21 protein-coding genes and 1 pseudogene are annotated in these 24,241 nt (G+C 53.6%); 13 read left to right on the forward strand and 9 right to left on the reverse strand.

The features are described from left to right. Positions 1-70 precede the first annotated feature (70 nt). From ycaC to BSZ31_RS08810, 7 genes are all read left to right on the forward strand, one after another. Positions 71-691 carry an isochorismate family cysteine hydrolase YcaC gene (gene ycaC, locus BSZ31_RS08775; RefSeq protein ID WP_105028423.1) on the forward strand — a complete coding sequence of 207 codons (621 nt, stop codon included), beginning with the start codon at positions 71-73 and terminating at the stop codon, positions 689-691. Positions 692-714: 23 nt separating this feature from the next. Beyond that, complete coding sequence (locus BSZ31_RS08780) at positions 715-1,605, forward strand: pirin family protein (RefSeq protein ID WP_105028424.1); 891 nt, start codon at positions 715-717, stop codon at positions 1,603-1,605. Between the two features lie 110 nt (positions 1,606-1,715). Next, positions 1,716-2,885, forward strand: coding sequence for an acyl-CoA dehydrogenase family protein (locus BSZ31_RS08785; RefSeq protein WP_105028425.1), 1,170 nt, complete (start codon positions 1,716-1,718; stop codon positions 2,883-2,885). Positions 2,886-2,894: 9 nt separating this feature from the next. Continuing rightward, on the forward strand, positions 2,895-3,668 hold the full coding sequence (locus BSZ31_RS08790) for an SDR family NAD(P)-dependent oxidoreductase (protein WP_105028426.1): 774 nt from the start codon (positions 2,895-2,897) through the stop codon (positions 3,666-3,668). A gap of 11 nt (positions 3,669-3,679) precedes the next feature. Next, a complete protein-coding gene (locus BSZ31_RS08795; protein WP_105028427.1) occupies positions 3,680-4,708 on the forward strand; it encodes a phosphotransferase family protein in 1,029 nt (342 codons plus the stop codon). Further along, positions 4,708-5,082, forward strand: a complete 375-nt coding sequence (locus BSZ31_RS08800; protein ID WP_105028428.1) for a DUF6285 domain-containing protein — start codon at positions 4,708-4,710, stop codon at positions 5,080-5,082. The genes BSZ31_RS08795 and BSZ31_RS08800 overlap by 1 nt, the downstream gene beginning before the upstream one ends. A gap of 352 nt (positions 5,083-5,434) precedes the next feature. Continuing rightward, positions 5,435-5,749 carry a histidine phosphatase family protein gene (locus BSZ31_RS08810; protein WP_255411444.1) on the forward strand — a complete coding sequence of 105 codons (315 nt, stop codon included), beginning with the start codon at positions 5,435-5,437 and terminating at the stop codon, positions 5,747-5,749. Positions 5,750-5,770: 21 nt separating this feature from the next. On the opposite strand, the gene BSZ31_RS08815 is transcribed toward BSZ31_RS08810, so the two are convergent. From BSZ31_RS08815 to BSZ31_RS08830, 4 genes are all read right to left on the reverse strand, one after another. Further along, positions 5,771-6,157, reverse strand: coding sequence for a YciI family protein (locus BSZ31_RS08815; protein ID WP_105028430.1), 387 nt, complete (start codon positions 6,155-6,157; stop codon positions 5,771-5,773). Between the two features lie 2 nt (positions 6,158-6,159). Next, complete coding sequence (locus tag BSZ31_RS08820; protein ID WP_240605677.1) at positions 6,160-6,612, reverse strand: YciI family protein; 453 nt, start codon at positions 6,610-6,612, stop codon at positions 6,160-6,162. Next, positions 6,548-6,964, reverse strand: coding sequence for a nuclear transport factor 2 family protein (locus BSZ31_RS08825; protein ID WP_105028431.1), 417 nt, complete (start codon positions 6,962-6,964; stop codon positions 6,548-6,550). The genes BSZ31_RS08820 and BSZ31_RS08825 overlap by 65 nt, the downstream gene beginning before the upstream one ends. Before the next feature lie 81 nt (positions 6,965-7,045). Then, entirely contained in the window at positions 7,046-8,296 is a 1,251-nt protein-coding gene (locus BSZ31_RS08830; protein WP_105028432.1) for an RNA polymerase sigma factor, read from the reverse strand. Positions 8,297-8,377: 81 nt separating this feature from the next. Here BSZ31_RS08830 and BSZ31_RS08835 point away from each other — a divergent pair, with 81 nt between their 5' ends. Continuing rightward, positions 8,378-10,534 carry a TonB-dependent siderophore receptor gene (locus BSZ31_RS08835; protein ID WP_105028433.1) on the forward strand — a complete coding sequence of 719 codons (2,157 nt, stop codon included), beginning with the start codon at positions 8,378-8,380 and terminating at the stop codon, positions 10,532-10,534. A 108-nt stretch (positions 10,535-10,642) separates the two neighbouring features. Next, complete coding sequence (locus BSZ31_RS08840) at positions 10,643-11,752, forward strand: putative solute-binding protein (protein ID WP_206018579.1); 1,110 nt, start codon at positions 10,643-10,645, stop codon at positions 11,750-11,752. 9 nt (positions 11,753-11,761) lie between these two features. Here the strand turns inward: BSZ31_RS08840 and BSZ31_RS08845 are convergent, their stop codons facing one another. Continuing rightward, a complete protein-coding gene (locus BSZ31_RS08845) occupies positions 11,762-13,024 on the reverse strand; it encodes a DUF3089 domain-containing protein (RefSeq protein ID WP_146106649.1) in 1,263 nt (420 codons plus the stop codon). Beyond that, entirely contained in the window at positions 13,021-15,459 is a 2,439-nt protein-coding gene (locus tag BSZ31_RS08850; protein WP_168426911.1) for a neutral/alkaline non-lysosomal ceramidase N-terminal domain-containing protein, read from the reverse strand. Before BSZ31_RS08850 ends, BSZ31_RS08845 begins: the two co-directional genes overlap by 4 nt. Positions 15,460-15,651: 192 nt before the next feature. On the opposite strand from BSZ31_RS08850, the gene BSZ31_RS08855 reads away from it, so the two are divergent. After that, on the forward strand, positions 15,652-16,959 hold the full coding sequence (locus BSZ31_RS08855; protein ID WP_105028436.1) for a di-heme oxidoredictase family protein: 1,308 nt from the start codon (positions 15,652-15,654) through the stop codon (positions 16,957-16,959). Positions 16,960-16,966: 7 nt separating this feature from the next. Here the strand turns inward: BSZ31_RS08855 and BSZ31_RS08860 are convergent, their stop codons facing one another. The 3 genes from BSZ31_RS08860 to BSZ31_RS08870 form a co-directional block, all read right to left on the reverse strand. Continuing rightward, positions 16,967-17,569 carry a nitroreductase family protein gene (locus tag BSZ31_RS08860; RefSeq protein ID WP_105028437.1) on the reverse strand — a complete coding sequence of 201 codons (603 nt, stop codon included), beginning with the start codon at positions 17,567-17,569 and terminating at the stop codon, positions 16,967-16,969. Positions 17,570-17,668: 99 nt separating this feature from the next. After that, entirely contained in the window at positions 17,669-18,667 is a 999-nt protein-coding gene (locus tag BSZ31_RS08865; protein WP_168426912.1) for a catalase family peroxidase, read from the reverse strand. A 115-nt stretch (positions 18,668-18,782) separates the two neighbouring features. Beyond that, positions 18,783-19,997: an iron-containing alcohol dehydrogenase gene (locus BSZ31_RS08870; RefSeq protein WP_206018580.1), complete on the reverse strand. Its 1,215-nt coding sequence runs from the start codon at positions 19,995-19,997 to the stop codon at positions 18,783-18,785. A 176-nt stretch (positions 19,998-20,173) separates the two neighbouring features. Between BSZ31_RS08870 and BSZ31_RS08875 the strand changes: the two genes are divergently transcribed. From BSZ31_RS08875 to BSZ31_RS08885, 3 genes and pseudogenes are all read left to right on the forward strand, one after another. Beyond that, positions 20,174-22,015, forward strand: a complete 1,842-nt coding sequence (locus BSZ31_RS08875; protein ID WP_105028439.1) for a TonB-dependent receptor domain-containing protein — start codon at positions 20,174-20,176, stop codon at positions 22,013-22,015. A gap of 2 nt (positions 22,016-22,017) precedes the next feature. Next, complete coding sequence (locus tag BSZ31_RS17555; RefSeq protein ID WP_369907265.1) at positions 22,018-22,206, forward strand: hypothetical protein; 189 nt, start codon at positions 22,018-22,020, stop codon at positions 22,204-22,206. Between the two features lie 127 nt (positions 22,207-22,333). Beyond that, positions 22,334-24,222: pseudogene (locus BSZ31_RS08885) on the forward strand (methanol/ethanol family PQQ-dependent dehydrogenase). Positions 24,223-24,241 lie beyond the last annotated feature (19 nt).

Genomic DNA, 24,241 nt, shown 5'->3' on the forward strand with positions numbered 1-24,241 from the left:
GTGCTTATCAATGATTGTTTGTTTCAATAGCATATTGCCATTATTAACTGTCAATGAGAAGGAAGACACCATGAGCAAGCCCTATGTTCGTCTTGATAAAAACGATGCTGCTGTGCTGTTGGTTGATCACCAGGCCGGTTTGCTGTCGCTGGTGCGGGATATCGATCCCGATCGTTTCAAAAACAATGTGTTGGCCTTGGCCGATTTGGCGAAATATTTCAAATTGCCCACCATTTTGACAACCAGTTTTGAGACCGGCCCGAATGGCCCCTTGGTGCCCGAGTTGAAAGAAATTTTCCCCGATGCACCTTACATTGCACGCCCCGGTCAGATCAATGCCTGGGACAACGACGAGTTTTTGGCCGCAGTCAAAGCCACTGGCAAAAAGCAATTGATTATTGCGGGTGTGGTCACCGAGGTGTGCGTTGCATTCCCAGCCTTGTCGGCCCTTGAAGAAGGATATGAGGTGTTTGTGGTGACCGATGCATCGGGTACATTCAACGAACTGACACGCCACTCTGCCTGGGAAAGAATGAGCAACGCAGGAGCACAGTTGATGACCTGGTTCGGCGTGGCTTGTGAACTGCACCGTGATTGGCGCAACGACATTGAAGGATTGGGTGCCTTGTTCTCGAATCACATTCCAGACTATCGCAACCTGATTACCAGCTACACAGCACTGACGAAGTAATCGCAAACCGTTATGATTTTGACATGAACAAAATCAAGCGAATTGAACTTCGAAGTGCCGATTTGGGCGAAGGCATGTTGGTGAAACGTGCCTTGCCCAGTCGCCACAAGCGCATGGTGGGGGCGTGGTGTTTTCTGGACCATGCCGGCCCCGTGAATTTTGCACCTGACAAGGGTATGCATGTGGGCGCACACCCGCACACTGCATTACAAACTTTCACTTGGTTGATCGATGGCGAAGTGCTGCACAAAGACAGCCTGGGCAATGAACTGATTATTCGCCCAGGGCAGGTGAACCTGATGACCGCAGGGCGTGGCATTGTACACACCGAAGATTCGGTGGTGAATGGTGGCCGCCTGCATGCAGCACAGTTGTGGATCGCCTTGCCGCCAGAACTTGCAGATTGCGAACCCGATTTTGCCCATTATCCGGAACTGCCAATTTGGCATGTTGAGGATGTTCAATGCACCTTGCTGGCGGGCACCTTCAATGCATTCACTGCGCCCACGGCAGTGCGTTCGCCCATGTTGGGCATGGATTTGTTCAGTAAGCAGGGCGGCACAGTGAATCTGAGTTTGAACCAGGATTTTGAGTACGGATTTCTGACTTTGACAGGGCAGGTGAACGTGCAGGGCGAGACTTACACACCCGATGAGTTTGCCTATCTGGAACCTGGTTCAGAGAACCTTGAGATGACCCTGAGCACCGATGCGCGTGTCTTGTTGCTGGGCGGTGTGCCGTTTGAAACACCCGTGCAAATGTGGTGGAATTTTGTTGGCCACAGCAAGGAAGCCATTGCACAAGCTCAAAAAGATTGGGAGCAGGGCGATCCGCGTTTTGGCGACGTACTCGACGAATCAGCAAACACCGGTGTTGCTGCTCGACTGGCTGCACCAGCACTGCCCTGGAAATAGGGTTTTTAAAGCCATTTCAGGGTTATCCATAGGCCACGCTGACAGCTTGCATTTGGGCAGCCGTGTTGAAGTCGATTACAGTAGATGTATCGACTGACACGGAGTGCCCCATGGATTTTTCCCTGACCCCTGCATTGAAATCGCTTCAAGATGAGGTGAGAACTTTCATTGCCGAACAGATCATTCCTCTGGAGAAAGACCCACGTCAAACCGCGCACGGACCTTCTGAAGAACTGCGCGAGGAATTGGTGAGTTTGGCCCGCAAGGCAGGTTTGTTGACTCCGCATGCATCCAAAGAACTGGGTGGGCGCGGCTGGAGCCACATTGAAAAAGCAATTGCATTTGAAGAGGCTGGTTACTCCACCTTGGGGCCCACAGCCATGAATATTCATGCGCCCGATGAAGGCAATATTCACTTGCTGGAAGTGGTGGCCACACCCGAACAAAAAGAACGCTGGCTCAAACCCATGGTGCAGGGAAAAATTCGTTCGTGTTTCGCCATGACTGAGCCCGCGCCCGGCGCTGGTGCTGACCCTTCGATGATGCAAACCACCGCAGTGAAAGATGGCGACCACTACGTGATCAACGGTGACAAGTGGTTTATTACCGGCGCGGAAGGGGCAAGCTTTGCCATCATCATGGCGAAGATGGAAGACGGCACAGCCACCATGTTTTTAAGTGACATGAATGCCCCCGGGATTGAGTATGTGCGCACCATGGATGCAATGGACGCCTGTTTTACTGGTGGGCATGGCGTGTTGAAGTTCAACAATTTGCGTGTGCACGAAAGCAGTGTATTGGGTGAAATTGGCAAGGGGTTTCGATATGCGCAAGTGCGCCTTGCACCGGCCCGTTTAACCCATTGCATGCGCTGGCTGGGCCAGGCACGCCGCACACACGACATTGCATTGAACTACGCCCGCAAACGGCAGGCCTTTGGTGTGCAGTTGGGTGCGCATGAAGGCGTTAGTTTCATGTTGGCTGACAATGAAATGGATTTGCACACGGCGCGTTTGCACATTTGGCACACCGCCTGGATGCTGGACCAAGGCGAGCGATGTAATTTTGAATCGAGCCGCGCGAAGGTGGTGTGTTCAGAAGCCGAGTGGCGGGTCGTGGATCGCAGCGTGCAAATTCTGGGTGGGCAGGGCGTCACAGGTGAAACCATCGTAAGCCGCATTTTTACCGACATGCGCGCATTTCGAATTTACGATGGCCCCAGTGAAGTGCACCGCTTCAGCATGGGCAAAAAACTGATTGCAGGCCTGGACAAAAAATAAGGAAAAACCATGAGCAACAATGATCTGTTTTCCATGCAAGGCAAATTGGTGCTGGTGACTGGTGCTTCGAGTGGCTTGGGAAAACACTTTGCACAGGTGCTTGCCGGTGCAGGGGCAACCGTGTTGTTGAGTGCGCGCAACGTTGAAAAACTGCAGCAAGTGTTGGATCAAATTCAGGCAGCCGGTGGCAAAGCGTATGCGGTGGCCATGGATGTCAGCAAATCGTCTTCAGTGAACACAGCCATGGCGAATATTGCTCAACAACATGGTGTGCCCGATGTGTTGATCAACAATGCCGGCCAGTCGATTGCCAAACCCATGTTGGAGCAAACCGAAGACGATTGGGACCAAATACTGGACACAAACCTGAAAGGTTGCTGGCTGGTGGGCACTGAATTTGCGCGCGCCTTGGCTGCTGCTGGTAAACCGGGCGCGATTGTGAACATTGCATCCATTTTAGGTGAGCGCGTGGGCGGTGCGGTGGGGCCCTATGCCATTTCAAAGGCCGGGTTGGTGCAGGCCACCAAGGCGATGGCGCTTGAATTGGCCCGTTACCATATTCGCGTAAACGCCATTTTGCCTGGCTATGTGGCCACCGACATGAACAGCGACTTTCTGGCCAGTGAACTGGGCGACAAATTGCGCAAACGAATTCCGACACGGCAGTTTTGTGAGCTTGGCGATTTGACTGGGCCGCTATTGCTGCTGGCCTCGAATGCAGGGGCGGGGATGACTGGCGCTTGCGTTGCAGTGGACCGCGGGCATTTGGTCAGCGCTTTGTAGGGCGCCATGCAATGAACGATACTCAAAAAAAGTCTCTGGAAAAATATTTGACGCAGGCATTGCTCGCAGACAGGGTTGAAATCTTGCAAGCAGCATTGCTTTCCGGTGGTGCCGTACAAGAAAACTGGGCACTGGATTTGCAGGTCACTGGTGGTGTTCATGGAAGTACTCAAGGTGGCCGATTGAACACTGTATTGCGTTGCGATTCACCCACTGCAGGTGTGGCCATCAGCCACGGTCGTGCGCAGGAATTCGCTTTGTTGCAAACCGTGTTCAATGCAGGTGTAACCGTACCGCAACCCTTGTGTTTGTGCACCGACACTTCCGTGTTTGGGCGCCCGTTTTTTGTGATGCGCAGAATAGGCGGCACAGCGGCTGGCCATGTGCTGGTGAAGAACACCACTTACGCACCCGATCGTGTTGAACTGGCTAATCGCTTGGGTAGGGAATTGGCGCGTATCCATTCGATCAGGCCACCCCAGAAAGCGCTTGATTTTTTGCACACTTACGCTGAATCGCCCGCGCAGTATCGGATCAATACCCATCGCGAGTTTCTGGATCAACACCACACCGCTTACCCGGCACTGGAATGGGGTTTGCGCTGGCTTGAGCGCCACGCGCCAGCACGCGACTTGATTACACTGGCTCATGGCGATTTTCGCACCGGCAACTACATGGTGGATGAACATGGGCTGACCGGTATTCTGGACTGGGAGTTTGCAGGTTGGAGCGATCCGCTGGAGGACGTTGGCTGGTTTTGTGCGAAATGCTGGCGCTTTGGGCAAGACGATTTACCGGCAGGCGGCATTGGTCTGCGCGAACATTTTTACCACGGTTATGAGGTCGAATCTGGTCGCACGATTGATCGAGATCAAATTCATTATTGGGAAGTGATGGCCCATGTGCGTTGGGCGGTGGTGGCCATTGAGCAGGCACAACGCTTTTGTTCCGGGCAAGAAAACTCCCTGTTGCTGGCTTTGACTGGCCACATTGTGCCGGAGCTGGAATGGGAAATTTTGAACATGACGGAGCACAACTGATGCGTGAACAACCCACTGGTGAATTGCTTTTGCAGTGCGCGCGCGAGCTGCTTAAGAGCAAAGTGTTGCCTATGTTGCAGGGTGATGCCAAGCGAGATGTGTTGATGGTGATGAATGCCATGTCGATTGCGCAGCGTGAGTTGCAGCAAGGCGCCGCACTTGAGGAAGAAGAGCAACGCGGATTGGCCGAAGTATTAGGTGAACCTGTATTCGATGTGGCCCGGGCAAACCGTGTATTGGCGGCCCGCATTCGTGCTGGTGTTGCAGACCCTCACAACCCAGAGCGTACTGAAGTACTGAGCCACTTGCGTGTTGTGGGTAAAAACCGTTTGCTGGCCAGCAACCCCAAAATACTGACGAGCCACAAAGTATGAGCACCTTGGTGTTGATGCGACATGGTCAGGCCTCGTTTGGGGCCGCGCGTTACGATGCTTTGTCGGAACTGGGACAAGCCAGGCACGAGCCACCGGGCTGTGGATGCGCAATCAAGGCGTACATCCAAATGCGGTGTTGCACGGACCCCGACAAAGGCAGGCTGACACCGCAAACTTGTTGCTCAAGGAAAGCGGGTATCTAATTTCTGGCAAACAATCTGAGGCATTGGATGAGTTTGCGAGGGTGAAGAAATTTTCAGTGCAGCAGAGCAATTGCTTGGGCGCAGTATGGCACTCGACTCGGGTCGGTCACGCTTGAAGTGCTGCGTGATTACGATGCAACCTGCCGGGCCTGGGCCAATGGAGACGTGCGTATCCCGGGGCGATTAAGCTTGGCGAGTTTCGTGAACAGTTGCGCGATTGGTTAAGTTCGCACACACAGGCGCAACATGCCAACGGGCAGATTGAAGTGGTGGTCACATCTGCCGGATCTATTGCAGCACTGGTGTGCGAAGTGATGGGCTTGCCCGATGCAAGCTGGTACAGCCTGCTGCGTGTAATTCGAAATGCATCGCTCACCGAGGTACTGTATTCAAAAGGCAAAGTCAGCTTACTCAGTTTCAATGGTGTGAGTCACTTGCCACCGCAATTAAACACGTCCATGTAATTTAGCGGCAGTAAACACAGATCAAGCAGTTTGCTTGCTTCCTGCGGCATTTCCATGGCTCACCAGTTCCCGTGCAGGGCGCACTTCAATTGAGCCATAACGGGCGGGTGGAATTTTCTCGGCCAGTGCAATCGCTTCATTCAGGTCTTGGGCTTCCAGCATGTAAAAACCTGCGAGCTGTTCTTTGGTCTCTGCAAAGGGGCCATCAGTCGTGTGGGTCTTGCCATTTCGAACCCGCACGGTAGTGGCGGTATTGACTGGCAACAAAGGGCTACCTGTGATGAAGTGCCCCTTGTGGCTTAAATTTTCAACGCAGGCGATGCACTCGTTGTTCAGTGCATCCCATTCCTGTTGCGACATGCTGTTCATGATGTTCTCGTCGTAATACACCAAGGCCAGATATTTCATATTCAATCTCCGTAGCGACAATCTTCGCGAAGTGATTCTTCAATCGGACGAATTTCGATCGTACCCAACCGCGCAGAGGGCCATTGCGATGCAATTCGCAAGGCCTCGTTGAAATCATGGGCTTCAATCAGAAAAATACCACCCAGTTGTTCCTTGGTTTCTACAAAGGGCCCGTCGGTTGTTACCAACCTTTGATTACGCACCCGCACCAGCACACCATGGTTGGCGCTCTGAAGTGCATGGGTGGTAATCAAGTGGCCGCTTGCTTTCAAGGATTCCACATAACTCAATGTTTCCTGCCTCAAAGCCAGCCATTCTTCATGTGGCATGGCTTTGAACAGGGCCTCTTCCTCATGGGCAAGGCAAAGGTATTTCATGGCAGGTTGCCTCTCAAGGTTGGGCATCGAAAATGGCTTTACCGCTTTCAGGGTCGAATGGCGAAGAAAAATGCTCATGCACAATTTTCCATTCATTTTTTTCCTGACGCAGACACACGGTGGCACGCATCCAGCCAACGTTTTCATTGCCAAAGTCTTGAACCGAACCACAACGCGACAGGTAATGGCAGAAGGCCAGTTCGCCGCTGCTTTGAATGTTCAATTGATGAATTTCAAAGATGATGCCGCCACCGCACAACTGCATGCAGTATTTCCAGTGTTCTGCGTAATTCGCTTTGCCGACGATGTGCAGCACTTTGACTGCATCAAACGACACCACATTCTCGCTGTAGTGGCTCATGATTTTTTCCAAGTCTTCGTCGACCACCGATTGTTGCCAGCTTTCCAGCACTGCCTTGATTGCGTTCATGGTTTCTCCTTTAGTTGGGGGTTTCATGAATTAGTCGAACGGCACTTTCTGAAATCGACATTGTTTGAAATTTTTTTTAAATTAATTTTTCAGTCTGCCCAAGTCATCCAGACGTTGTTGTAAAAAGCGCTGCTCCGGCCCTTGTCGAGTCAGACGAAGTGCGTCTTGATAGGCATCACGGGCTTCCTTTACGTGGCCCGTTCGCCTGTACAGGTCTGCGCGTGTGGCGTGGGCCAAGTGGTAGTCGTGCAGGTGGCCTTGCGCCATCAACTCGTCGACCAGCGCAAGCCCTGCCTCGGGACCGTCTCGCATTGCCACGGCCACAGCCCGGTTCAGTGCAACCACCGGCGAATGGGTGTGTTCCAGCAGGGCGTCGTAAAGGCCAACAATTTGTATCCAGTCTGTTTTCTCCGTGCTGGGGGCTTCGGCATGCACAGCACTGATTGCTGCCTGCAGCGTGTATGCGCCAAATCGGCGTGTGGCCAAGGCCTGCAACACCAACTGGCAGCCTTCGCGGATCTGGGCCTGATTCCAGAGTGTGCGATTCTGGTCTGCCAGCAAGATCAGATCACCATTGGGTGTGCAACGTGCTGCCTGGCGGGAGTCATTCAATAACATCAAGGCAAGCAGCCCCACAGCTTCGGGTTCTGGCAACAGTTGTACCAGCAGGCGCCCAAGGCGGATAGCTTCGCTGCAGAGTTCTTTGCGAATCAATGCTTCGCCGGTCGAGGCCGAGTAGCCTTCATTGAACACCAGATAGATCACATGCAGTACGGCATGCAGACGTTCTTGAAGCTGATCGGCTTGAGGCACTTCGTAGGGAATTTTGGCATCGCGAATTTTGGTTTTGGCGCGAACAATTCGTTGCGCCATGGTGGGTGTAGTGCTTAAAAATGCGCTGGCGACTTCTTCCGTGGAAAGCCCGCACACCTCCCGCAAGGTGAGCGCCAATTGGGCTTCAGGTGACAGGCTGGGGTGACAACAGGTGAAAATCAACCGCAAGCGATCGTCTTCAATGGTTTCGTCGGCGTAATCGGGTTCATGGTGTAGTTGCTCGGCGAGATCGTCGGCAACGTCTTCAAACGAGGTGTCGAATTTTGCACGGCGGCGGATTTGATCAATGGCTTTGAATCGGGCGGTGGACACCATCCAGGCCCTTGGGTTGGTGGGGATGCCTTCGACTTCCCACCGCTGTAATGCAATTGAAAATGCTTCGTGCATGGCTTCTTCAGCCACATCAAAATCGCCAAGCAAGCGAATGAGGGTGGCCAGAATTCGGCGGGACTCCTGTTGGTAAAAAGTATCTAGCCAAGGTCGCAGGGCAGTTCTCATGTACTTAAATTAACATTCGTTAATACAAATGATAATAGTTATCATTATAATTGGTGGATTGTCCATTCTCCGAAGTTTCTCATGATCTCCCAGAATCCCAAAGTCAGCTTCTTGGCTCTCGCAGTATTTTCAGCCCTGTCATCCAACGCATTCGCCCAAGCCAACGAGTTACCTGCAGTGCAGGTCAATGCCAGTGCCGATGCCTCAGCCGACGGACTTGCACCTGAATACGCAGGGGGCCAAGTGGCCACAGGCGGACGTGTGGGTTTGTTGGGCACGCAATCAAATATGGATTCGCCGTTTAACCTGACCAGCTACACCTCGAAGTTGATTCAAGACCAACAAGCATCCAGCGTTGGCGATGTGTTGTTGAACGATCCGGCAGTTCGCGTGGCGCGTGGTTTCGGTAATTTTCAGCAGGTGTACCTGGTGCGCGGCCTGCCCATTTTCTCGGACGACATGTCGTACAACGGATTGTATGGTCTGCTGCCCAGGCAATATCTGGCCGCAGAATTGATCGAACGCGTTGAAGTGCTGCGTGGCGCGAACGCGTTTTTGAATGGTGCAGCGCCCGGCGGCAGTGGCTTGGGTGGTGCGATCAATGTGGTGCCCAAGCGCGCGCCGAACTACGACATTAACCAGGCCACAGTGGGTGTGCAGAATGGTGGAGAAACTTACCTGGCTGGCGACTTTGCTCGCCGTTTCAACGATGGGTCTACCGGCATGCGGGCAACCATTGCCAGGCGCGATGGCGACACCAATGTTGAAGGAGAGTCGCGTGAACTTTCCTTGTTCGCAGTGGGCGCAGATTTTCGCAGTGACCATCTGCGAATCTCCGCAGATGTGGGCTATCAAGAGCACAAGCTTCAGGCTTCGCAGCCCAATATCACAATCGCCGCAGGCCTCGCCATTCCAACCACACCGCGTGCAGACCGCAGCATTGCGCAGCCCTGGACCTTCTCCAACGCAGAGGACACATTCGGCACTGTACGTGCTGAATATGATTTCAATGACACGGTGACTGGCTGGTTGGCCGGTGGTGCAAGGGAAAGCAACGAGGCCGGGAATTTTTCCAACCCCACCGTGGTGGATGAACAGGGGAATACCAACGCCTTGCGTTTTGCAAATGTTCGTGAAGACTCCGTGCAAACTGCCGAAGCAGGTTTGCGCTTTAAGTTCAACGCGGCTGGGGTAAAGCACACCGTGAGTACCACCGCTTCAGTGTTTGAACTTGAGTCAAAAAATGCTTTCGATTTTTCCAGCTTTACCGGTTTCTCGAACAATATTTACAATCCAACAGCAGTTCCCGAACCCGCATTGGGCGCATTCCCCAGTGGCAATTTCAACAATCCTTTGCTGACCGAGAAAACAGAAACTTCAAGCCTCGCTGTAGCAGACACCATGGCGTTTTTGAGTGAGCGATTGTTGCTGACCGTGGGGGCGCGCCACCAGCAAATTGAAGCCACCAGTTTTAATGGAAACACCGGTGAGCAAACCGCCAATTACTCTGAGAATGCCACCACACCGGTGGCGGGCGTGGTATTCAAACTTAGCCCCAAGTACTCGGTATATGCCAACTACATTGAAGGACTGGTGAAGGGTGACACCGCACCTGCCACTACTGGCGCAGGTGCACCTGTGGCCAATGCAGGAACTGTGTTCAAACCTTACATTACTGAGCAGGTTGAGCTGGGCGTGAAATATGACGGCGGCAGCGTGGGTGGTTCAGTGTCGGTGTTCCAAAGTGAAAAGCCCAACTACGGCATTGACAGTTCCAATACTTTTTCACAAGTAGGCGACCAAACCAATGAAGGCCTGGAACTCATGGCGTTTGGCAAAGCCAGCAAAACAGTCACCGTGCTTGGTGGCGTGAGTATTTTGAACACCGATGCTGATGGCCGCGATGCGATTGGCGCCCCTTCAACACAGGCCAACGTGGGGCTGGAATGGAGCCCGGCGCAGGTGCAGGGGCTTGCATTCGAGACAAGGGCAATTTACACCAGCAGTCAGTACGCTGATGCAGCCAATACACAAGAGGTGCCATCATGGACTCGCCTTGATTTGGGTGTCAGGTATGTGATGCCGGTGGGCAATGCGCAAGCGTTGACACTGCGAGCCCGTTTGGACAATGTGACTGATCGGAATTACTGGGCCTCTGCGGGTGGCTTCCCTGGTTCGGGTTACTTGACGATTGGCAACCCGCGTACCTTGACAGTGTCTGCTTCGCTGGATTTTTAACAGAGCATGTTGCGGCGCATGATTGACCATGCGCCGCGAATGGCTGATGATGTAACCGCTCAGTTACATCTGTGTTGCAGTACTTTTTCCCTTCACTGGAACACCGCCATGCTCACCCGCTTTCTGCTTGCCTCACTGGCCTTTGTTGGAACTGCGGCTTCCACGCCTGCACTTTCACAGGTCAAGGGACCGGAAATTCCGCCCAACCTCATCGGCAATGTCTCTCGCCAGCTTATGAAAGAGATGAAGCCATTGGACAAGCCACTGCACATCAAGATTTGCATTTTCGATATTTTGGGCAAGGCTGGGCCGGTGTTCAGCGTGGCGCAAGACATTGCTTTGGAAGCACGCAAGTGGAATGTGTTCGCCGAGTTGATTCCTCACACCAATGAAACGGTGGCCACCGAGTCCTTCAGGACAGGGCAATGCGAGGCGGTGGGCATTACCACCTTGCGTGCGCGTTTGTTCAATCAGTTCATGGGCAGCTTTGATGCAGTGGGTGCGCTGCCCTCTTACGATCATGTAAAAACTGCTTTGCAGGTTTTGATGGGTAACGACGCTTTGTACGACCTGTCAATTCAAGGCAAGTATCAGGTGGTTGGCATGGCCCCATTGGGTGCAGCGTATGTGATGGTGAACGACCGATCCATCGACTCGATTGAAAAGGCTGCGGGCAAAAAAGTGGCGGTGATGGATTGGGACAAAAGCCAGGCCAAAATGATTCAGCAATTGGGCGCACAGGCTGTGCCCAGCGATATTACCAACTTCGCGCAAAAATTTAATAACGGTGTGGTCGATATTGTGGCTGCGCCCGCCGTGGCCTTTGCACCGCTCGAGTTGTACCGTGGCTTGGGCACCAAGGGTGGTGTGTACAAAATGCCGCTGTTGAACGTGACAGGTTCGGCCATTATCAACCGCACGCGCTTGGAGAAAGAAATTCCGGACCTCGATGAGCGTTTGAAAAAAATGCGCAAGTTTGGCTTGGGCTTTATTGATCAAGCGCTGGATGCTGTCAGGCTGATTGAGAAGCAGGTGCCTGCCAAATACTGGATGAACGTGACACCAGTGGATCAGGAAAAATACAATGTGATGATGCAGCAGGCGCGTGTGCAGTTGACGCAGGAAGGTGTATACGACAAACGCATGATGAGCCTGCTGAAAAAGGTACGCTGCCACCACACACCCAGTGCTGCGGAATGCAGCACGAATGTGGAGTAATGCAACGTTTTATTGTCGCAAGAAGCTGGCCGCTTGACGCTGTGCAAGCAGCACCAAATTGCCTTGCGCAATTGACACATCAATCAGGTGAAGTCCCCAATTCGATCCGCCAATAAATTCACCGGGATAGTCGTCTGCGCGCGGATCGTCGGGGTTTGCCACGATACTCGCTTCAAGATAACTGACACCATTCGGCCCCACCTTGCATTCTCCTTTCACTTGCCCGGGCATGGAGTAGTAGGGGGTGGGAATGGTGAAGTTGCTGATTGGATTCGCGTAGGGGCCGCCAGGTCCACGTGGAATCAGTAACACACGAAATACCGGTGGCTGCTGGCGAGGCACAATAGGAAACAAATCTGCTTGTCCGCCTGCCAGTGCTGCGGGGTTTGTGCACAGCGCTTGTTGACCTTCTTCAGCGCTTAAACCAAAGCGTGGATCTTCAAGCTGAGGATCGCCTGCGCGGTAGGTCACATAGGCCACTACGCAGCCCAGTTGGTTGGCATTTCGACAAGCGGGTACCGTTTGAAACGATCCGCCCACATCGCGACCCTTGGGCACCAGCACATTGGTACCGGGTATGTGGGCTGAAATGAAACGGCTCATCAGCTCGGGTCTGGTTTCAATTTCCTCTGCAATCAGCCTGCGCAAAATGCCCGAACCTTGAGAGTGCCCCACCAAAATAAAACCGCGTCCATCGGTTTGATTCGCGATGTATTCCTTGAAGGCGTCCAGTACATCGGCATACGCCACTTCACCGGCATTCGGTGCAATGTCGATGCCACCCAGCGCACCGGTGAATGTAGTCAGGCCCAGTGCGGTCAAAGTGCGTTGTCGGTACACCGGTGCGAACTGACGACACACCTCGCCATAACGGCCAAATTGCAGTGCAGTGGTTTGTTGTTCTTGCAAGTCATCATTCAAGTCTGAGTTGCCCATCAGGTCGATGCTGGTGGTTGGGTAGACGTAGAAACAATCCACTTGGGGCGCTGTGGCAGATGCGTAGCTTAGTGTGGTAGCAGTGGCATCTGCAGCCACTGCAGTGCTGTCAAAATTGCCGTTGCACACGTTGCTGGTTCCCATCAAATCGGGGTGACACAACCAATTGCTGGTGCCTGTGTACAAAGTGCTTTGGTAGCCCGGGAACGGGTTGCTGGTATTGGCGGCACTCGCGCCTACTCGTGTGGCAGCACTGCTGGTGCTGCTTGAGTCTCCACCGCATGCGGACAGCAACAGCGATACAGTCGCAACGCTCAATAAAAATGGATGAATCACATTCTTCTCCCGTCACTGCAGGTGGCACCTGTAGCCGTTACATCAAACGCCTCGCTCACACCTTCAAATGGCTCGGGCGACCCCGCTGGTACGGCAACACCCCGGTGCTTGATTCGATATTTACCCGCAGGCGTGTTGGCCGGAATTTTCCATTCCGCCAAGGCGGAGGATACAAAGCCGGGCAATGGAATCGGGCTTAAGTACGGCGTGGGCTCGAAGGGCTGCCAGCGGAAAATCAGTTCGGGCGAACGGTCGTGGGTAAAACTTTCCCACTCACCTTTTGCATTCATTCGCTCCACTTCCACTATCGCCAAGCCGCGGGTTTTCATGTTGCGCGGATGAGCGCTTTGAAATTGTGCGGTCACCGTGTTGCCGGCCGTCACCGTGGGTGTGGGTTGGGCCAATACATCGCCAAATGCGGCACTGGGGGCCTGATCAAACGGCACATAGGGTGGGCGGGGAATCGGGTTGCTGGTCACTGTGCGGGGTGGGCCGGCAGGCGGTTGATTTTGCTGGGCCAATGACAGGGCCAGCCTGCGGCTTTCCTGTTGCACGGCGGCCAGCGTCCAGGGTCCAAATTGCGTGGAGGCGCCCTCATATTGCTGAATGGAATATTCTTCACGCGTGGTGAGGTAATTGACAAAATCATTGCTCAGGCCACTGATGATAACTTGGTCAATGCCTTGTGGCTCCAACACTTCCAGCACAGTTTGACGAATGCGCCGCCCGGCCATGGTGGTAATTTCCCAAGGCAAGCCCAACACTGCCACATTGCCAATGGTGAACAACTGAAATGGCAGCACATTGTTGCTGAAGTTCAGGGGCGGGCCGAGTACAAACAGCACGGGTTTTTCAGCTTGGCAACTTAGGCTGGTGCCAGCGGGCACCGCGTCAAATGGAAGGTCATTCAGGTTGCACAGCACGGCGGTGGCCAATATTTCCGGTGGCAGTTTGCCTGCGGCCAGCGCAGCCAGGTCGCGGGTGAGGCGGGCCGGGTCGGTGCGGCCGTTGCAGCTCGCGCCTTCCACTGTGGGGCCAGGGCCGTCTTCAGCGCCTGCACCAAATGACACGCCCATGGCGGCGGTGCAGGTTTTTTTCACGGCGCTGTTCAGTGATTCTGGGTGGCGCAGTGAATTCAGCACCACGGGGTCTGTAATTTCCACTTCGTCCATCTTCACGTGGAATTGTGCAAAATTCACTCCACCACGCACCAACTGGTTGGCATCGCGGTACAGGGTCAGTGCGCGCGCCAGTTGCTTGCTACCGTTGATTTCCACAGCCTTCAATTCATCGGTAGAGCCACCACGTTCCTCAAAAGGTTTGTCTTTGAAGAAAATATTGGGGCTGCTGTCACCTTCATCGGTTTGTGCAAATGCAGCCACGAAAGTGTCTTTCCCGGCCGGTGCCTCGTATTGTGTGCCCATCAATTTTTCAAAGGCCAATGCTGCCCAACCTTTGTTGTCTGAGGAAATCAAGGGATTGGTGTTGCCTGTGGTGGTGGGGTGCACACCAAACCAGTTGATTTGCCCGATGGGTGTGCCATCGGCGCGGCGCAGTTTCAGCAGTGCCATTTCCTTGTTCACATTCTGGCTTTCACCACGCTGGTTCAAGTACTGGTTGCGTTCTTCTTGCGGGTTTTGATCGTATGCAATCGCAGAGCGATTCACATTGGCATTCAACAATTCACCATTGTTGACCAACAGGCGACCTGGCTCTGGGTTGGCTTGCAGGTTGGCATGTGCACGTCGAATGGCTTCCACAATGCCGTCTACGATGAAGTTGTAAACCTCCTCGTCATGCCCCAAACGGAACGCATTGAAAGCGGTGAAGTGCGCATAGCCACCGGGTCCGGCGTGGGTGTGGGTGGCGTTTAGCATGATGTTCTGCTCGTTGTAGAACGGTGCCAATTGAGCATCGGCTGCCACCTTGTTCAAAACCCCTTGGCGCACAGCATGGAAAATCATGCCGAGGTCGTTGACCACATACACCACGCGGTTACCGTTGCATGGTGAACCAATCACATACGCGCGGGAAAACTGGCGGGTGTGCAGGCCAAGGCTGGCGTGGGTGGGGCTTTCATAACCCATCATCACAGAACCCGCTGCGGGGCCAGTGATGTCGACAATGCCGGTGCCCATGGTAAACGCGGTGTTGTTTCTGCAAGTGCCACTGTTCAAGCCTGTGCTGGGTTGAATATTGCTGTTCGGTGTACTGGCTGGGGTCAGGGAGGGGCTGTCTTGCCCTTCACCGATCAACAGGTTTGGATCGCTTAGCGCACATTGCAAACCTGCGGTGTCAACAAACTCAGCGTTGCCGGGGTTTTCATTGGGGTTGGTGCGATTGTCGGTTTGGGTCAGATCGCTGCTTTCGCCAAGGCAGCCTGCCAAAGTGGCTGCGGCCAGCAAAACTGTGACAGCGCGAGTTGTGCGATGCAAATGGATGTTCATTGTGAATACTTGTTGTGTGTGTCTCCTTTGATTCTTACTGCAGCGAGTCCTGTGCAGATTCAGGTACTTGCGGATAGACAGTGTCAATGTCGTGTAACCGACACTAGTCACTTTTGAATCCAATTTGGAAGTGTGGAAGTAAGAATGAAAAAACCATAATCATCATTATAATTTCGAGACATGATCAAGAGTTCACGCCATGTGGCGGCCTTTGCAGCCATCGGTCTGATGTTGGGCGCCTGTACTTCAGAAGACAATTCAATCAATACCAACTCCCCGAACAATTCGATACAGGCTGCCGAGCAAACGCGAGCTGAAACACGCGACCTTGAACTGCACGACTGGTCGGCCCCAATTGATGGTTTGACACCCACACAATTGGCCCGTTTTGAGAAGGGCAAAGCGATATTTGAAAAGGTATTTACGCCCAGCAATGGTTTGGGTGCTGTTTTCAATGCGCAAAGCTGTGTGGAATGTCATGGTCAGCCGGCCGTCGGTGGTACTGACCCCACCAAAACCATTCAGCGTTTCACCACGGTGTTGGCGCCGCATTTTGCAGTGGGGTTGGTGACCCAGGCCGACGGTGCACCTCATGTTCATGCGCGTTCAGTGGCCACCGAGTTTCCAGATGAAGTACCCGGCTGTGTGTTGGGTGGTGAGTTGGTGCCTCCCCATGCGATGGCCAGCACCACTCGGGTAACGCCCCACCTGTTTGGTATTGGATTGCTGGAGAATATTCCTGACAGCACCTTGATTGAAAATGGTTTGGCCAGTGAGCAGGCGAACCCGGAGGTAAGTGGTCGACCTGGTGTGATGTTTCCAGGAGGGGTGAACGACTTGAATGCCGCAGACCAATTGGTGGGCCGTTTGGGAGCACGCGGTTTTGTGGCCGATGTTCAATCATTCACGCAGGGGGCGTTTTCAACAGAATTGGGCATTGCCACTTTCCACCCTCTGTTTGCTGCTCCAGTGCGGCCCAAGGGCAACCTGGCGACAGCGGATTGCACACCTTTTGTGGGCGAGGCAGTCAGCCTTGCTGAAACACAGGCCACGGCAGATTTTCAACGCTGGCTGGCGCCACCGCCAAGGCCGCAACTGACGGGCATTGCTTTGCGAGGACAGCAGTTATTCAATGACATTCAATGCAGCAGTTGCCACACACCCATGATGAAAACATCGCCCATGGCACCCGCGCCCTTGAACGACCGGGAGGTATGGCTGTATTCCGATTTGTTGCTGCATGACATGGGGCCGGCTTTGGCTGACAACGCACCCGAAGGTCTGGGGCTACCCACTGAGTGGAAGACAGCGCCGCTGTGGGGTGTTGGCCAAACCAGCAAACCCCTGTTGCACGATGGTCGCGCAGGCAGGGATTTCAGGAAAGCGATTGATTTTCACGGTGGTGAGGCCGAGGGGGCAAAACGCCGCTTTCAGGATTTAAACCCTGCAGAGCAAGCAGCGTTGATTGCATTTCTGGAAAAGCTCTAAAAGCCTTTTAGAATGTGTTGTTCACCAACACTTCATCAAGGCTAAGCTGGCCGGGCTTTGGCCAAGGCGCTTTGGTGCCTTTGCCGATGGCCACCATGGGGCCCATGACATGGTCGGCTGGCAAGTTGATCAACTTGGCCACTGCTTCGATGTCGAAGCCGATCATTGGGCAGGAATCCAGCCCAATGCCTTTGGCGGCAAGCATTAACGTTTGCATGGCCATACCGATGGATCGCTGAGCTTCATCGCGTTGCAACCATTCGCGGCCATCGTGGAAAGGCCCCATCCAGCCGACCAGTAGGTCGGCTACTTCTTTTGGCGCCTGCACCCAATAGCGTGAAGGGTCTTTCTGCCAGGCTTTCATGTCGGCGGTCATGATGACCAGCAAGGATGAGTCCGTGATTTGGGCCTGGTCATTGCCCAGTTTGCGCATTTCAGCGCGCAAGGCTTTATCGCGCACCACCACAAAACGCCAATGCTGAATGTTGAAACTGGTCGGTGCCTGAATGGCGGCCTCGAACAGTTTTTTTTCATCGTCTGCGGAAATGGTGTGCTCGGGATCGAATGCCTTGATGGCTCGGCGTTGATAAATTGCGTCAAATAATTCCATGTACTGCTCCTTGTGTACTACTGGCGATCTGCATAAAAAAAGCCGGAACCCTGGAGGGGGAACCGGCCAATAGTGTACAGGCTAAAAGGGGAACGTCGTTTATTTGGCCAAACGACGCGCCTGTGACACTGCGTAGCTTCCTGCCCGTGCTGCAAGCAAAGGATCGTCCGATCCTTCGATACCGGTGGGCAATACCAGTGGGTTGAAATTGATGCCATCGCAAGTTGATTTGTCAGTCACTGCCGTTACTTTCAAACGACCCGCCACCACCTTCTTGCGGTCATCGGGCCATGCCACTGTGGCATTGTCAGTGGGGTCACCAGGCTGCGCCAATTGCAGCACCATGTCGAATTCCACTGGAATTTGTGCAACGCGACCTTTCAACTCGTCTTCCAGAAACACCTTCGCATAAGTAGCCAATTTGTCATCAGGAATGAACTCTTGGCCGGTTACGGGCAGAAACATCCACTTTGCAAACTGGGTTTTTCCAGCGGCGTTGGTGAATTTGAATGCGTTGGTACTCCAATAATTCACAGCAGCATAGCTTGCGGGTACGCCGGTTTTGGCAACCCATTCCATTTGCGGTTTGAAGTCAGGGTACTTGGCGGCCGCCGCTGCTATCTTTGCAGGATCCGGTTTTTTAGTTGCAGGGTCTGGCTTGCGTGCTTCCAGGAATGCCAGGAATGCATCGGGTGTCGCGGCGGTGAAGAAGGGGGCTGAAATGTTGGCCATTAGCCATTGTTCACCATTGGGCAGATCGAATTGGGCAGCCAAGCCACGCACGCCCTTGCCGTTTTCGGGTGCATTTGGATTGCCACCGCCCACCGAGAAGCGCAGGGTGACAGGTACTGGTTTACCAGAGAAAGCGGAGGCCTTGGAAATGGCGGAAGCAGCCTTGTTGCCAACGAATTCACCTGCTGCGCACACACCGCGTGCGCCAGAGCGGCGGGCTGCATGGGTCCCGAATACACCTTCCAGGCCATCTACCAGGTTCACCGCATTGGCCGGCTCGCTGGGGATTGGAGTTTGCGCTACCGCTGCCTGTGTACCAATTGCGGCCAGTGCCGCAACAACTGCCATACCGATTGCTGTTCTCATTTCCTGCATCCTTCTTTTGATGGTCATCAATCTCGCAACCCACCCGGTTGGCCGGGTGGTCTACGCTATAGATCGTTGATGCAGTGTGAAAGTTACAGCGTCACAAAAATATAATTTATTGGGTAGGCAGCAGGTTCTTGATCACTGACTCGGCAACACGCTGGTTCATGTAGCGGGGCACTGCGTAGGTGAACCGCGCCTCCGCAATCGCAGACTTGGCCACTGCTGGAATATCGGCCGCTTTCAGCGCTGCCAATTGGGTCGGGATTCCGAATTTTGCATTCATCTCGCGAATACGGGCGATGAAGGCGCGGGCCAGGTGCACATCGTCTGCCCCTTTGTCGCCGATGCCACATGCGCGAGCCAGGATGGCCAGGCGGTCGGCGCAGTTGGGCAATGAATAGTCCAGCACATGGGGCATTACAATCGCGTTGGCCAAGCCATGGGGCGTGTGGTAGAGGGCGCCAAACTTGTGTGCAATGCCATGCACATAACCCACTCCGGCTTGTGTGAAAGCAATGCCAGCCAGGTGCGATGCCCGTGCCATTTTCTGGCGGGCTTCCAGGTTGCTGCCGTCTGCAACGGCAGTTTCCAGGTGCTTCATGATCAGCTGGGTTGCTTCCAGGGCTTTTTCATTGGTTTTTCGGGTGGCATTGCGTGATACAAAGGCTTCCACAGCGTGGGTTAATGCGTCCATGCCCGTGGCCGAGGTGATGTGCGCAGGCAAGCCGGTCATGAGCGATCCATCCAGCGCGGCGGCCGTGGGCAACAAGCGAATGTCCATGGCGGCTACTTTGCGTTTGTTTTCTGTGTCGCTGACCACGGCCGCAATGGTGACTTCTGCACCGGTACCCGCAGTGGTCGGCACAGCGAACAGGGGAATCATGCCTTTGTGCACCCGCAGCAAGCCGGTCAGTTTCAATACAGGCTTGTTGTTCTTGGCGCGGGCACCAATCATTTTGGCGGCATCAATCGGGCTTCCTCCGCCCACTGCCAAAATGGCCTGGCAGCCGTTTTCCATCAACATGCGGTAACCGGCTTCGATTTGCTCCACAGTGGGGTTGGGTTCCACACCGTCATACACCACGTACTTCACGCCCTGGGTTTCAAGCTCGGCCTTCATTTTTTCAAGTACGCCAAGCTTGACCAACACAGCATCGGTCACGATCAATACATTGCGGTGGCCCGCGTCGGCCATGTGCCGAACCAAGTCCAGTGAGGAACCGGTGCCTTCGAACATGCGGGGCCACTTGAAGGGCATCAGTGCAGTGACCACTTTGAAAATGGCCATGTAGACGCGTAAAGCGAGCACTTCGAGTGCATGCAACATGCGGGTGTCTCCTGATATTTTTTGTGGGTTAACAGTTGTTACTATGATTGTACAAAGAGTAGGCAGTGTAGAGGCAGAGGAAATATTCCACTTTTCTTGACGATCGGGAAAATTTCACGAGCCGTTTCGGTCAAGCTTGCCGCACTGCCAACAACAACATTCAAGAGACATTGTTCATGAAGCACCGCAGTACACCCTTGATTGCCGCTTTGGCCACTTTGGGCATGGCCTCACCTGCATGGTCACAAACCGAAAACCTGGACACCTTCGTGGTCTCGGCCACCCGCGAGGCACGCGACCCGTTTGAGGTGCCAGCCTCGGTCGACAAGATCAACCAGAATACCTTGGAAAAAGCGGCCAGCTTTCAAGTGAATTTGTCGGAAACACTGACCCGTGTGCCAGGTTTGGTCATCAACAACCGCAACAATTTTGCGCAAGACCTTCAAATTTCAATTCGAGGTTTTGGGGCGCGGGCAACTTCGGGTGTCCGTGGTGTTCGTCTTTTCTCCGATGGCATACCCGCCACCATGCCGGATGGTTCCGGCCAAATTTCCCACTTCAGTCTGAGTTCAACCGAGTCCATCGAGGTGCTGCGCGGGCCGTTTTCCTCCCTGTATGGCAATTCTTCGGGCGGCGTGATCTTGCTGACCACTGAAAATCCACGGGTTGGTACCGAGCTTGAAGTGAACCAGATCTTTGGCACCGACAGCACCCGCAGAAGTGGGATCAAGCTGAACAAAGGCAATCAGGAAGTGGGCATTGTGATTGATGCTTCTACTTTCCGCACCGATGGCTACCGTGATCACAGCAAAGCGCGTCGAGACAATTTCAACAGCAAAATGGTCTGGAATTTAAGCAGCGACACTCGCTTAAGCTGGGTTGTGAACTATGCGGACATTCCGCTGGCACGAGACCCGGCTGGTCTGACAGCCGCGCAACTGGCCAGCAACCGCCGGCAGGCGGGCAACAATACAGTGGCCAACAACACCAACAAAACCGTGGAGCAAAGCCAAACTGGTCTTGTGCTGGAGCACAAGTTCAGCCCCAGCACCAATGTGACTTTCAGCCCTTATTACGGGGACCGGAAGATTCGCCAGGTGTTGGCCAGCACTGCGGTGATTGATTTGAAAAACGAATACAGCGGCGCTGACCTGCGATTTGGGCACCAAACCAGTCTGTTGGAAAGACCTTTGTTTTTGAATGCGGGCTTGACCGTCGGTGAACTGGAGCAGGCTCGCTTGGGCTTTTTTGGTGCCAGCACCACTCCCAATCGGGATGAGGCCAACACGGCCAGCCAGTTCGATCAGTACCTGCAGGCGGAGTATTTTTTCACCGATAAATTCAGCGTGCTGGGCGGGGTTCGAAATTCATCCATCGAGATCGAATCCAATGATCAATTTTTGAGCAATGGCAATGGCAGTGGCAGCAAAAAGTACGATGAGGTCACCGGCAATTTGGGTTTCACCTACCGTTTGCAACCCAACATTAACACCTATATTTCTTATGGCGAAGGGTTCGAGACACCCACCTTGCTGGAAACCGCGTATTTGTCAGTTGCACCGCCCAGCCCGAATTTCAACTCGCAACTGGACGCTGCAAAAAGCGAGCAGCTTGAAGTGGGTGTCAAAGCAAAATTTGGCGCAACCAAAGTGAATGCGGCGCTGTACACGGTTGATACGGACAATGAAATTGTGGTGCTGGCTGCCAACGGTGGTGCCACATCATTCCAAAACGCAGGCTCAACGAGCCGTGAGGGTGCAGAGTTGGCTTTGCAGCATGCGTTCAACACGCAGTGGCAAGCCAATGTGGCTTTGAACTACATTCGCGCTACTTACGACACCTCGGTCAACAGCATTCAGGCCGGCAACAGCTTGCCCAGCATTCCGAAAAAACCTTTTTTGGTGAACTGGTCTACAAGCCTTCAAGCCTGTATGAGGCAGCCACAGAATTGCGGTATGTCGACAAGCTGTTTGCCAACGATGCAAACGATGCCTTTGCCCCTTCCTACTCGGTGGTGAACTTGCGCGCCAGCAAGGACTGGCCTTTGAATGGTGGCTGGAATGTGCGCACTTATGCCCGTGTGGACAATGTGTTTGACAAGGAATACGTAGGGTCGGTGATTGTGAACCAAGGGGCAGGGCAGTTTTTCGAGCCTGCCAGCGAACGCCAGTACTTGTTGGGTATCACGGTCGGTTTGTCATGGAAGTAAGTTGAGTAAAGAGTGCATTGGTTTTTCGGGAATAAATCCCGGTTTACTGCGGGAATTCTGCTCTGGAGAATACGGGGTGCTCTCCTTAATCTGAAACGAGTCCGAAAGAAGAGTCGGATTACAACAAATCAGATTAAACAAAGAGGAGAGATCAGTGAGAAATTCAAGTTTTAAACTCAGCGCCCTGACGCTTGCTGTTGTCGCTGCAACAGCTGGCCTGGCGTTGCAGAGTGGTTCTGTGTCGGCCAAGTCAGGTGGTGTTACCTGGGAAGACATCGTCAACGATGAAAAAACTCCGAAAGACATTTTGAGCTACGGCTTTGGGCCGAAGGCGCAGCGCTACAGTGCCATGACCGCGATCAATGACAAGAACGTGGCCAATCTGGTGCCAGCGTGGTCTTTCAGTTTTGGCGATGAAAAGCAGCGCGGCCAGGAAACGCAGGCCCTGGTTCATGATGGCGTTATTTATGTTACGGGTTCCTATTCCCGAATGTATGCATTGGATGCGAGAACAGGTGCAAAACTTTGGCAGTATTCTCATCGATTGCCTGAAGATATTCGACCTGTTGCGACGTGGTCAACCGCGGGGCGGCCATTTTTGGCGACAAGGTTTTCTTCGGCACGTTGGACGCGGGCATTGTTGCGCTAGACAAGAAAACCGGCAAGGTGGCTTGGCGTGAAAAGTTCGAAGACCACACCGCTGGCTACACCATGACAGGGGCTCCCACCTTGGTGAAGGATCAAAAAACAGGCAAGGTACTGTTGATTCATGGTTCTTCCGGAGACGAATTCGGTGTGGTGGGCAAGCTCTACGCACGTGATCCGGAAACAGGCAAGGAAATCTGGATGCGTCCTTTTGTTGAAGGACACATGGGGCGACTCAATGGAAAAGAAAGCACTCCTACAGGTGATCCTCGAGCGCCGTCCTGGCCGGATGATCCGAACAGCCCCACTGGCAAAGTGGAAGCCTGGAGCCAGGGTGGTGGCGCTCCATGGCAGTCTGCCAGCTTTGACGTTGAAAACAATCTGATCATCGTGGGCGCAGGTAATCCCGCTCCCTGGAACACTTGGTATCGCACACCCAAAGGTGGAAATCCGCTGGAGTACGACAACCTGTACACCTCAGGTCAAGTTGCCGTAGACCCCAGCACGGGAGAAGTGAAGTGGTTTTACCAACATACACCCAATGACGCTTGGGACTTCTCTGGCAACAATGAACTGGTTTTGTTTGAGTACAAAGATGGCGGCAAAACCATCAAGGCCACAGCACACGCTGACCGAAACGGGTTTTTTTATGTAGTGAATCGAGCGGACGGCAAATTCATTCGGGGTGTGCCTTTCGTAGACGGCGTGACCTGGGCCAAGGGCATTGACCCGAAAACCGGCAGGCCGATTGAAGTGGCCGGGCAGCGTCCTCCTCCCCCGGAGCCAGGTCAGGATCGCGGCAAATCTGTTGAAGTATCTCCTCCGTTCCTGGGTGGCAAGAACTGGAACCCCATGGCCTACAGTCAGGATACTGGCTTGTTTTATATCGGCGCCAATCACTGGAAAGAAGATTACTGGACAGAAAACGTGACCTACAAGAAGGGGTCTGCGTATCTTGGTCAGGGGTTCAGGATCAAGCGTATGTACGACGACCATGTGGGTGTATTGCGTGCCATGAATCCTGTTACAGGAAAAGTGATCTGGCAGCACAAAGAGAAGTTACCGCTTTGGGCCGGCGTCATGGCCACCAAAGGCAATCTGGTGTTCACAGGGACAGGCGATGGCTTCTTCAAGGCCTTTGATGCAAAAACCGGCAAAGAGCTTTGGAAATTCCAGACGGGTTCAGGAATTGTTTCCTCCCCGATTACTTGGGAAATGGATGGCGAACAGTACATTGGTGTGGCCAGTGGTTATGGTGGTGCAGTGCCACTTTGGGGTGGTGACATGGCCGAGCTGACCAAGCCAGTGCCGCAAGGCGGTTCATTCTGGGTATTCAAGCTGCCCAAGATGATTCAGCAAGCCTCGCGTTAATACGACGTCAATTTTCCTC

The organism is Limnobacter sp. SAORIC-690 (genome assembly GCF_002954425.1).
Classification (GTDB): domain Bacteria; phylum Pseudomonadota; class Gammaproteobacteria; order Burkholderiales; family Burkholderiaceae_B; genus Limnobacter; species Limnobacter profundi.

Excerpts from the sequence above, each read along its gene's own strand:
- ycaC (WP_105028423.1), top strand. The coding sequence starts at position 71 with ATGAGCAAGCCCTATGTTCGTCTTGATAAAAACGATGCTGCTGTGCTG.
- BSZ31_RS08780 (WP_105028424.1), top strand. The coding sequence starts at position 715 with ATGAACAAAATCAAGCGAATTGAACTTCGAAGTGCCGATTTGGGCGAA.
- BSZ31_RS08785 (WP_105028425.1), top strand. The coding sequence starts at position 1,716 with ATGGATTTTTCCCTGACCCCTGCATTGAAATCGCTTCAAGATGAGGTG.
- BSZ31_RS08790 (WP_105028426.1), top strand. The coding sequence starts at position 2,895 with ATGAGCAACAATGATCTGTTTTCCATGCAAGGCAAATTGGTGCTGGTG.
- BSZ31_RS08795 (WP_105028427.1), top strand. The coding sequence starts at position 3,680 with ATGAACGATACTCAAAAAAAGTCTCTGGAAAAATATTTGACGCAGGCA.
- BSZ31_RS08800 (WP_105028428.1), top strand. The coding sequence starts at position 4,708 with ATGCGTGAACAACCCACTGGTGAATTGCTTTTGCAGTGCGCGCGCGAG.
- BSZ31_RS08815 (WP_105028430.1), bottom strand. The coding sequence starts at position 6,157 with ATGAAATATCTGGCCTTGGTGTATTACGACGAGAACATCATGAACAGC.
- BSZ31_RS08820 (WP_240605677.1), bottom strand. The coding sequence starts at position 6,612 with ATGAGCATTTTTCTTCGCCATTCGACCCTGAAAGCGGTAAAGCCATTT.
- BSZ31_RS08825 (WP_105028431.1), bottom strand. The coding sequence starts at position 6,964 with ATGAACGCAATCAAGGCAGTGCTGGAAAGCTGGCAACAATCGGTGGTC.
- BSZ31_RS08830 (WP_105028432.1), bottom strand. The coding sequence starts at position 8,296 with ATGAGAACTGCCCTGCGACCTTGGCTAGATACTTTTTACCAACAGGAG.
- BSZ31_RS08835 (WP_105028433.1), top strand. The coding sequence starts at position 8,378 with ATGATCTCCCAGAATCCCAAAGTCAGCTTCTTGGCTCTCGCAGTATTT.
- BSZ31_RS08840 (WP_206018579.1), top strand. The coding sequence starts at position 10,643 with ATGCTCACCCGCTTTCTGCTTGCCTCACTGGCCTTTGTTGGAACTGCG.
- BSZ31_RS08855 (WP_105028436.1), top strand. The coding sequence starts at position 15,652 with ATGATCAAGAGTTCACGCCATGTGGCGGCCTTTGCAGCCATCGGTCTG.
- BSZ31_RS08860 (WP_105028437.1), bottom strand. The coding sequence starts at position 17,569 with ATGGAATTATTTGACGCAATTTATCAACGCCGAGCCATCAAGGCATTC.
- BSZ31_RS08865 (WP_168426912.1), bottom strand. The coding sequence starts at position 18,667 with ATGAGAACAGCAATCGGTATGGCAGTTGTTGCGGCACTGGCCGCAATT.
- BSZ31_RS08870 (WP_206018580.1), bottom strand. The coding sequence starts at position 19,997 with ATGTTGCATGCACTCGAAGTGCTCGCTTTACGCGTCTACATGGCCATT.
- BSZ31_RS08875 (WP_105028439.1), top strand. The coding sequence starts at position 20,174 with ATGAAGCACCGCAGTACACCCTTGATTGCCGCTTTGGCCACTTTGGGC.